Source organism: Clostridium sp. AM25-23AC (assembly GCF_003435125.1).
Lineage (GTDB): Bacteria > Bacillota > Clostridia > Lachnospirales > Lachnospiraceae > Pilosibacter > Pilosibacter fragilis.
The window spans coordinates 41,894-50,797 of record NZ_QWGI01000023.1; the positions used below are offsets into that span (position 1 = coordinate 41,894).

The following is an 8,904-nucleotide window of genomic DNA, read 5'->3' on the forward strand; positions in this document are numbered from 1 at the left end:
TTTGTCGAAAAAAATGATTGCCTTTTCGACAGAATGTACCTACAATAGGTAGGAAGAAAACTTTGGAGAATCAGATCATGAATCAGAAATCAAGAAATGCACTTTACGCAGGTCTCGGGACTGTTTTTGCGGTCATGCTCGCGAATCCGGCTATAGCCTATGCCGGAACATGGTCCAACGAGGGCGGACCGAACCAGTGGAAATACTATACCGATGACAATACAAGCGCCGCCGACGGCTGGTACTGGATCGACGGAGATCAGGACGGCTTGGAGGAATGCTATTATTTCGATAAAAACGGCTTTATGATGGCGGACACAAGAACACCAGACGGTTTCCAGGTAAATTCCGACGGATTCTGGACCGTAAGTGGACAGGTACAGAAACGTGAAACGCCGGTGCAGGACCTTCCAACCGGACTTCATGAACAGGAAGGCGGGCTTATCTACCGCGACGAGGGCGGCGAGCTCGCTGCGAACGCCTGGAGAAGCTCGGACGGAAGCTGGTACTATTTCGACGCTGCGGGTCATGCCGTCAAGGGATGGCAGTATATTGACGGATACAAATTCTACTTCGATGAGAATGCTTGCACGCTGGTCCAGAACCTTGAGGGCATCCTCTCTGCACAGTCTTTCCAGATCGTTGTGGACCGTGCCCGCTGCCAGGTAACCGTATATGCCCCGGATGATGGAAACGGATATATCATTCCTTACCGGACCTTTATCTGTTCCCCGGGAAAAGAAAATTCCCAGACTCCAACGGGAACCTTTAAAACCACACGCAAATACCGATGGCATGCCCTCGTCGAGTCCACATACGGTCAATATTGTACAAGACTCGGCAACACCAACATCCTCTTCCACAGCGTCCCGGGAAAGACCACAAGCATTCACAACATTACCGCTGAGGAATACAACAAACTCGGCGCTCCTGCCTCCCACGGCTGCATCCGCATGACCGTTGCCGACTGCAAATGGATCTACGACCACTGCCCGTCCGGCACTGTCGTCACCGTAGGCGACAATCTTCCAGCACCGTTTGACAGACCGGAAGCCGAGAAGATTCCGGAAGGTCAGGATTGGGATCCTACGGATCCGGAGATCGGATAAACTATTTACAAAAAGGACCTGACGCTCGCAGGTCCTTTTTGTATTTCAACTGCTTCAATTGCTTAGTTCTCTTTTCCACCAATAGAACGGCTGCCATATTATTTCACTGCAATTTCTGAATATTTATACCAAAGCATTCTGCTCCTTCAATATTTCCCTGACATGCTCGATCTCCGCTCTTTCATCCACCGCCAGACACGCCGCCCCGACGCCTGCTGCATGCCCGGTCGCAAAGCATGTTCCCATAACACGCACAGCCGCAAATGCCGCCTCATCCGCCGAGATCATTCTCCCTGCCCCAAACAGATTTTTCACATTCTCCGACTGAAGTGCCCCGAGAGGAATGTCAAAATAGCTTCCCGACTTCACTTCCATATAAGTCGCCATCTTGTTGACATCCCTGTGAATCTCCGGTTTCCATCCGCCCCGGGCCACACCGTCCGGGCGCTTTCTCCCGGAGATCACGTCGTCCGCCGTGATCGTCTCCTTTCCCACCAGCTTTCTCGTCTCCCGAAAACCGATCGATGGTCCGATCACCGCCAGCTCACTGTGCTCCATTCCCGGCATATAAGTTCTCAACGCCTGGATATACCCGAGCACCTGTTTCCTCGTCTCCCTCTCCATCCGTGTCATCTCTTCCGCTGAAAGTCCTTCCGGAATAATGCTCGGAAGAAGTACATGGACGATCCCAGAATTTTCCATTTTGAGAATAAATCCTTTTTCTCTGGTAAGGTTTCTGATCCCTTCTGCCTTCGCTCTCACCACTGCCCGCTCAACCGCCGCCGGTGACAGATCCACATCCGCTGCCACACCGCTCAGCCGGAAGGTCAGCGTCGCTGCCTGCGGATGTCCGCCATCGGTTCCCCATATGAGCTTCGCACCCGCAAGTCTGGACAGATTTGCGTCTCCAGTTGCATCCACGAATGCCTTTGCTGAAACGGTAAACAGGCCTTCATCATCCGCACACTGAATCGTCCGGATCGTATTCTCCACAGTCTCTGCCCCGATCAGCACCGTATGTAAAAAATAATCCACATGTTCCTTTTCCAACAGGTTATCCAGCGCGCATTTCAAATATTCCGGCTGAAAGATAATATCCCGGTTCCCGGATGCGGAAATCTCCTCAGCGATCGTCGGACCCAGTGCCCTCATCTCATCCAGCACAAGCTGCCCGATCCCTTTCACCACCCGCACCGGATCCGATCCGCATGTATAAAATCCACAGAAGCAATTAACTCCTGAGTTCGTCGCCTCTCCTCCGAGATAAGCATTCCGCTCCACCAAAAGCGTTTTCGCTCCAGCCTTCGCCGCTCCGACTGCCGCGGCCACACCTGCAGTACCGCCGCCAACAACTACTATATCATATTGATAGGAACGCTCCATATCAAGATTCACTCCTTTTTGTAAGCACATGTTGTCAATCAAGTCAGAGCCACTACTCCCGCCGATATGAATTTACGATAATTCACGATCGGAAAAAGGTGTGGCTTATCTGACCAGGGTGAACTACCCATTGTCTTAAGCTAATGGGCTTCCTGATTCATCGACCTCGTAACCTACTATCTCCACAGGCGTTAATTTGGGCAGTCCCTGCCCTATATATTTCTTTATGCTATTTGTCTTAATCCTTCTGTCAGTATATTTTTCGCGGCATTGATATCCCTGTCATGTTCTGCTCCGCATTTCGGACATATCCATGTCCTCACTGACAAATCTTTTGTATCTGGATTCTGATACCCGCAAACAGAACATAATTGACTACTAGCATAAAATGTATCTATTTTGATGTATTTCCTGCCATTCCATTTTGCCTTATACTCTAACTGTCTTGTCAGCTCATACCATGATACATCACTTATGGCTTTTGCCAGATGATGATTTTTTACCATGTTTTTTATCTGTAAATTCTCTGAAACTATCACTTGGTTTTCGCCAATAATCTCATGTGAAACTTTATGTAGATAATCTTTTCTTATATTCCTTATTTTCTCATGGCATAATGCTATCTTTTTCTTTGTTTTATAATAGTTCTTGCTTCTCTTTCCTTTATGTGACACTTGCCTTTGCAGCTTTACAAGCTGTTTCTCGTATTTTTTTATGATTTTTAGATTCTCATATACCTTCCCATCGGAAGTAATACATAAATCTTTAATTCCTAAATCGATTCCTATGTTATGATTTGTATGTGCCAGTTCCTTATGCTCCGTTTCTACAAGTATGGACACATAGTATTTTCCACTGGAAACCTGCGAAACGGTCGCTGACTTAATCTGCCCACGATATTCCCTGTGTAACCTTGCTTTTACCGCTTTTAATTTTGGCAATTTTATCTTCCCTGTCTCAAAATCTACCGCAATGTTTCCATTTGTGAAGTTTGTTGTGTATGATTTATGGTTATCGTGTTTGCTCTTGAATTTCGGATATCCCGCATGTTCCTTAAAGAATTTTTGATATGCGGCGTCCATGTTATAGATTGCGTTGGTCAGAGCAAATTTATCTATTGCTTTTAACCATTCATAGTCTTTCTTTAATTCTCTGTTACAGTAATTATTACAATCCGTTTTACTAACTGACTTTTTCTCTTTCTCGTATATTTCTTTCCGATATGCCAATGTCTGATTGTAAACAAAACGGCAACAGCCAAATGTTTTTGCAATCTGAATTCTTTGTTCGCTATTAGGATATATCCTGTATTTATATGCTTTTAACACCCACTGCCGCCACCTTTCTACCCTTGATTTTCTATATATTTTCGGGGCATCTCTTCTGAAACATTTCCTACACTGCAGACAAAATATCCGTCCGTCCAAAAAGTATGTTCTTTCGTAACTATTCAGTAGGTCTGCGCACATGCTGCGCTGACCGTAAGAACACATAGGCCAGAAAGCAAAAATCCCATCAGCGAAGCTGATCTGGAATGGATTTTTGCTCGTAACTATGAAGGCACTGAATAGTTATGTTCTTTCCAGAAATGTTTTCGTAGATAATCCGGATATCTTTTCCAAATATGATAGGTTGTATAACTCTTCATCAGATTTACTATTTTACTGATAGACATTGTTGGTTCTGTTTCTATCATGTAATGAATATGATCTTTATCTGCCTCCATATATCTGATAATGACTTTATGCTTTTGACATATCTCATAAGAAAACTGCTTTATATCATCTGATATTTGTTTTGACATCAGCAATTTCTTTCTATACTTGCATACGAAAATAATATGATACTGTAACAAATATTTGTGTCTGTTTTTTGATTTCCACGTTCCCATAACGCAAGTATAGCACAAACCTCCACTTCCGGCTACCTTAACCCACCGTCTAAAGCCAGTGGGATTGCGGTAGCCCTATTTCAAGTCGAAATATTTGCACAACTATAACAGAAATTTTAAAAGTCCCTGACACCCGGCTGTCACATCCCGCCAGGTATTATCAAAATTCCCGGTATACCACGGATCCGCCACATCCGGCACCTTATCCGGGTTCCGCTTTCCGGCTTTAAGCTCCTTCCAGCCATCCCCGGCAAATTCCAGCATCTTATAGATCTTCTTCTCGGGATCACCGCCCGCGATCTGCGTTATATTCCGGATATTTGCCTGATCCATCCCGATCAGATAATCGAATTTCCGGTAATCCTCCCTCTCCATACATCTCGCGGTCTTTCCCGCGCAGGAGATACCTGCCGCCGCCAGCTTCTTTCGCGTTCCGGGATGTACCGGGTTTCCGGTCTCCTCATAGGAGGTCGCCGCGGATTCGATATAAAATTCAGCGGAAAGGTTGTGTTTTGCTACGAGGTCTTTAAAGTAGAACTCGGCGAGTGGGCTTCGACAGATGTTGCCGAGGCATATGAAAAGTATTTTTATCATGCCTTAAAAACTCCTTGAAAATACTGATTTTCCTTGATTTTACACCACTTTCTACGATTTGCTGTGATAGATTGTTTTCTTCGTTTTCGTCGCATATCGTGGCATAAACTCGTATATCTTATCATTCAGATTTAGTAAAAATCTTAGTAAAACAGCTCGATTTTCTCATTTTACTAAAGACTTTTTCCACTTAGGTTATCATTTAGTTGTATCAATTTTCTTAATATTTTAAGCTTCATCCTGTGAAGCTCTGCTACAAGCAATACCCAGTACTTAGTGGCGAAACGCCACTAACTGGGCAATGGTTGCACCCTTGACCGGCTAAGGCGCTTCGCCCTTAACCCGAGCAGAGTCTTTCTCCTGCACCTTGCATAAGGCTCTGTCTTTACAATCCGACAAACTTGAAATTATATGTTATTCAATCCAAAGCTTCATATAATCGCCCTCTTGATAGTCATATACTCGTTTGCCTGCTTCTTCTTTTTTCAATTACTTCAGTATCTGATAGCTCATCATAAAAAGAATAACCATCAGACCTAAAAATATCTTGACCAGTTTCTGATACATCGTTGTTGCCGGACTTATGAGTGGGTTCCAGGTTTCCTCTGTGCCAGGCATATTGTTTTTATTGCTCCAATTTTCTCCAGTTATCTTCTGGGCATAGAGACGGTTGGATGCATAAGAGAGCATTTCCTTGGCGGCTTCTGCCTCGTGTTCTGACAATTCAAGGGTTCTGCCATCTGCGAAAGAGAGCATTTTCCATTTGCCTGCTTTCTTTCTCGGGGAGGCCCATCCGCTGATGTCTGTGAGAAGCGGAAGATAGTAAACACCAGCGGCGTCCTGTTCGTCAATGATAAAATGATGAGTGACCGTGAACGATCTGTTGCTGGAAACTGGCTGCATGAGAAAATATTCCGTACAGAAAAGCTCTCTGATCTGCTTGCGCTGTCCCCATGCATCGAAGCAGGAAAGTGTCCGCATGACCGGACCAATGGTGATAAGAACGACAAACACTGCGCCTGTCAGCAGCAAAATGGCTGCGTATATCATAGTCGACGAGTAATCGCTGAAAGGCGATGCCGCTTCCCGAAGCATCACTCCACAAAGCGGAATCACCAACGCAGCTTCCAGCAGGGAAATCCCACGAAAAATGGCATTCTGGCAAAACAGATAATAAAAGCTGACAAAGGTAACAGCATTCTGCCCACTATGGTAGCGAAGCGGAATCCGCATAAGCAAAAGTTCAGATAAAAGGCCGACAAGCAGCACCGCTTCCTTACATGCAAGGATATAAATTCCATACATCCATATATAGAGCCAAGTTCCGTGGGAACCAGAAAAGGCCAGCAAATCTCCCTCCTTCGCATTTTCCAGAACACTATTCAGGATATTTTCCCCGAAAAACAGGTGATAACCGATGCCCAATATCAGTATGATCCATGCAATATAATCAGGAATGCAGGACAGCACCCAGCGTTTGCGGCTGCCGTGTTCATGCCTCTTTTGTCGTAAGAGCCCGATTCCCCATAGAATCGGATAAAGAAATGCAATAAGAAGCAGCGCAAGATTCGTTTGTGGCTGTATTGCCGTTATAAGCAGGCTCAGGCGTTTGGCCTGTGAAGCTATGCTCTGCAGATTCGGTACATGCTCAAAAATTGATAGTATCAACACGAAAATTACTGCAAAGACTCCTGGTATCGCCATCAGACTGAATGTTTCCGCTTTTGACTTGCGCTTCACCAGATTATATAGGTCGTTAAGATACAGACCTGCATTCAGATAAAGAAGTATCATTGTAAGCCAAAAGTCTGGTAAATAATCGGCATCCATCGTATATAATTGAAAGAAATCCAAGAACGCCTCTATCATTTTTCACTCTTCTCCCTATTGAGATTTATCCTGTTTATTCTTACGGAAACACCCTTGTTCATAGTCATTAAAAATGTCTCCTTTAATTCTTTAGGTTACAATCGATGATGGGGTAAACGAAAAAGCAGTTTTGACATTGCAGAGAACTGCCCCTTCGTTTACACCATTTTCGAGTTGACCTAATTGAACAAAGTGAGCGTCCGGGTAGCCGCAACCTATGGACTTTCAATTCTTTGTTCCTGTCCATGATTATATATGATTCTCGGTATGAAAGCTACAACATTTTATAAAAAACAGGCAAATGGGCATGACGATAAAACCTCAGAAACTGAGGCTTTTGAAAGTATTAGATGTTGCTCTTTAGCAGCGCAGTGGCATTCTCATCTGTGGCTTTCCGAGATGCCCACCACATGCTTTACACGCACAGACTTTGATGCCATAAAGATGTTCCAATATTTCAGGCATTTCCATGTCACGAAGCTTTGAAAGATACTTCTTACATCCAAGTAAATTTCTGCAAAGGGTGAGCTTCTGGTTTTTAGTACGGAAACATAGCAGTCCGTAGTGCCTGATGCGGACAAAACGCCTTGGTGGTACATGCATGAGAAACCGCCGGACAAACTCTACACCCGAAATGGTCAGTTCCTTCCACTGTCCCTCATTACGGTAATCCTTTACTAAGAATGTAACGGTATCATCATCCATACGGACGATGCGGTGATTGCTGACGGCAATGCGATGAGTATACTTACCAAGGTATTTCATTACTGTTTGAGCACCATTGAATGTCTTTTTACAATGAGGAATCCAGTCCATACCATAACAGGAATCTAAAAGCTCCTTGAACGTATAATGGTTACGAAATTTTTCTGCAGTACCATGAAATACCAGCTTATCCTCTTCCCACAGCCTCTTTAGTTCCTCCAGATATTTTCCGCGGAACACTTTGGAGATGACCCGGATGGGAAGAAAGAAATTTTCACCATTGTCCTTCCACTGGTTGTTGGAAGCCAGTCCTCCACCCAGCAGGATGGTATGAATGTGGGGATGAAAGTTCATTTCAGAACCCCATGTATGTAAAATGCAGATGTATCCCACCTTTGTGCCGAGATGTTTTGGGTCGGCAGTCAGTTCGCTGATTGTGGAAGAAGCTGCATGGTATAAGGCATCATAAAGAAGTCTCTGGTTGCTGTAAATGACAGGGTTTAAAATATCAGGAACCGTAAAAACCAGATGGAAATAAGGAGCATCAAGGACATCCTCTCTGCGTGCATCCATCCACATTTCTTTCGGAACAGCCTGACACATGGGGCAGCAACAGTTACGGCAGGAATTGTAATGAATCTGTATGAAGCCACAATCCTCACATACACATACATTTGCACCATAGGCACCGGTCTTGCAGTTCATGATGTTATGTGCAACCTTTGCCTGTACAGGGGAAGGTGAATATTGATCAAGGTATGCCGGATAAAAACGATGAAAAATATCCTGTACTGTGGGCTTATCCATTGGCTGTACCATCCTTTCTGTCAAAAGGACCACTATACTCGCCTTCCAGCAGTCCAAGATAAAAACGGGGATAATAATAGCTAGTGTCCGGCACTAACGGAAGTCCAAGCTGGGACGCCATTTTTTTTATAATCTTCCCAATTCTTTATCAACTTTCATTTGGAGCAATGCAGTTTTTTCTCCCATATATTGCTTAGCCACCTTTAGAATTGCCTTATCATTTCCTAAAATTTCTAACACAGTAACAGAAAAAATATTAATCAAATGTGAATCATTCTTATTTAATATTTCTTCAAAATAATTAAACATATTGCTTAATAATTCAGCATCTTCATTCTTAGCTAATAATGTTAAAAGCTCCGGCATAAAAATATCTTCTATTACAACTGTTTCTAATACTTCTCCATATTCTTTTACACTTTCAATGTATGCATTCTTCGTTGATGGAAAAAATTCTTGCATTTTTTCAAAAAACTCTCTTACATTTTTACTCACATTTATATTTTGCAACGGTGTACAAAGGGAACATAATAAAAAACTTAATAA

At 43.8% G+C, this 8,904-nt stretch carries 8 protein-coding genes and 1 pseudogene; 1 reads left to right on the top strand and 8 read right to left on the bottom strand.

The genetic code is table 11. The annotated features are described in order from the left end of the window. Positions 1–77 precede the first annotated feature (77 nt). Positions 78–1,109 (top strand): L,D-transpeptidase, encoded by a 1,032-nt coding sequence (locus DW677_RS13445; RefSeq protein WP_133304047.1) that lies wholly within the window; start codon positions 78–80, stop codon positions 1,107–1,109. Between the two features lie 123 nt (positions 1,110–1,232). Here the strand turns inward: DW677_RS13445 and DW677_RS13450 are convergent, their stop codons facing one another. The 8 genes and pseudogenes from DW677_RS13450 to DW677_RS13485 form a co-directional block, all read right to left on the bottom strand. Further along, positions 1,233–2,492, bottom strand: coding sequence for an FAD-dependent oxidoreductase (locus tag DW677_RS13450; protein ID WP_117472246.1), 1,260 nt, complete (start codon positions 2,490–2,492; stop codon positions 1,233–1,235). Positions 2,493–2,716: 224 nt separating this feature from the next. Next, positions 2,717–3,820, bottom strand: coding sequence for an IS200/IS605 family element RNA-guided endonuclease TnpB (gene tnpB, locus DW677_RS13455; RefSeq protein WP_117470050.1), 1,104 nt, complete (start codon positions 3,818–3,820; stop codon positions 2,717–2,719). Between the two features lie 17 nt (positions 3,821–3,837). Then, a pseudogene (locus DW677_RS13460) lies at positions 3,838–3,933 on the bottom strand (transposase); the annotation flags it as partial. 111 nt (positions 3,934–4,044) lie between these two features. Beyond that, positions 4,045–4,383 (bottom strand): IS200/IS605 family transposase, encoded by a 339-nt coding sequence (tnpA, locus tag DW677_RS13465; RefSeq protein WP_242990570.1) that lies wholly within the window; start codon positions 4,381–4,383, stop codon positions 4,045–4,047. Between the two features lie 102 nt (positions 4,384–4,485). After that, positions 4,486–4,977: a low molecular weight protein-tyrosine-phosphatase gene (locus DW677_RS13470; protein ID WP_117470051.1), complete on the bottom strand. Its 492-nt coding sequence runs from the start codon at positions 4,975–4,977 to the stop codon at positions 4,486–4,488. A gap of 489 nt (positions 4,978–5,466) precedes the next feature. Then, entirely contained in the window at positions 5,467–6,846 is a 1,380-nt protein-coding gene (locus tag DW677_RS13475; RefSeq protein WP_117567576.1) for a hypothetical protein, read from the bottom strand. 360 nt (positions 6,847–7,206) lie between these two features. Next, entirely contained in the window at positions 7,207–8,358 is a 1,152-nt protein-coding gene (locus tag DW677_RS13480) for an IS91 family transposase (RefSeq protein ID WP_117503415.1), read from the bottom strand. Positions 8,359–8,484: 126 nt separating this feature from the next. After that, positions 8,485–8,904, bottom strand: a 420-nt coding sequence (locus DW677_RS13485) for a hypothetical protein (RefSeq protein WP_242992175.1), incomplete at its 5' end; no start/stop codon positions are given.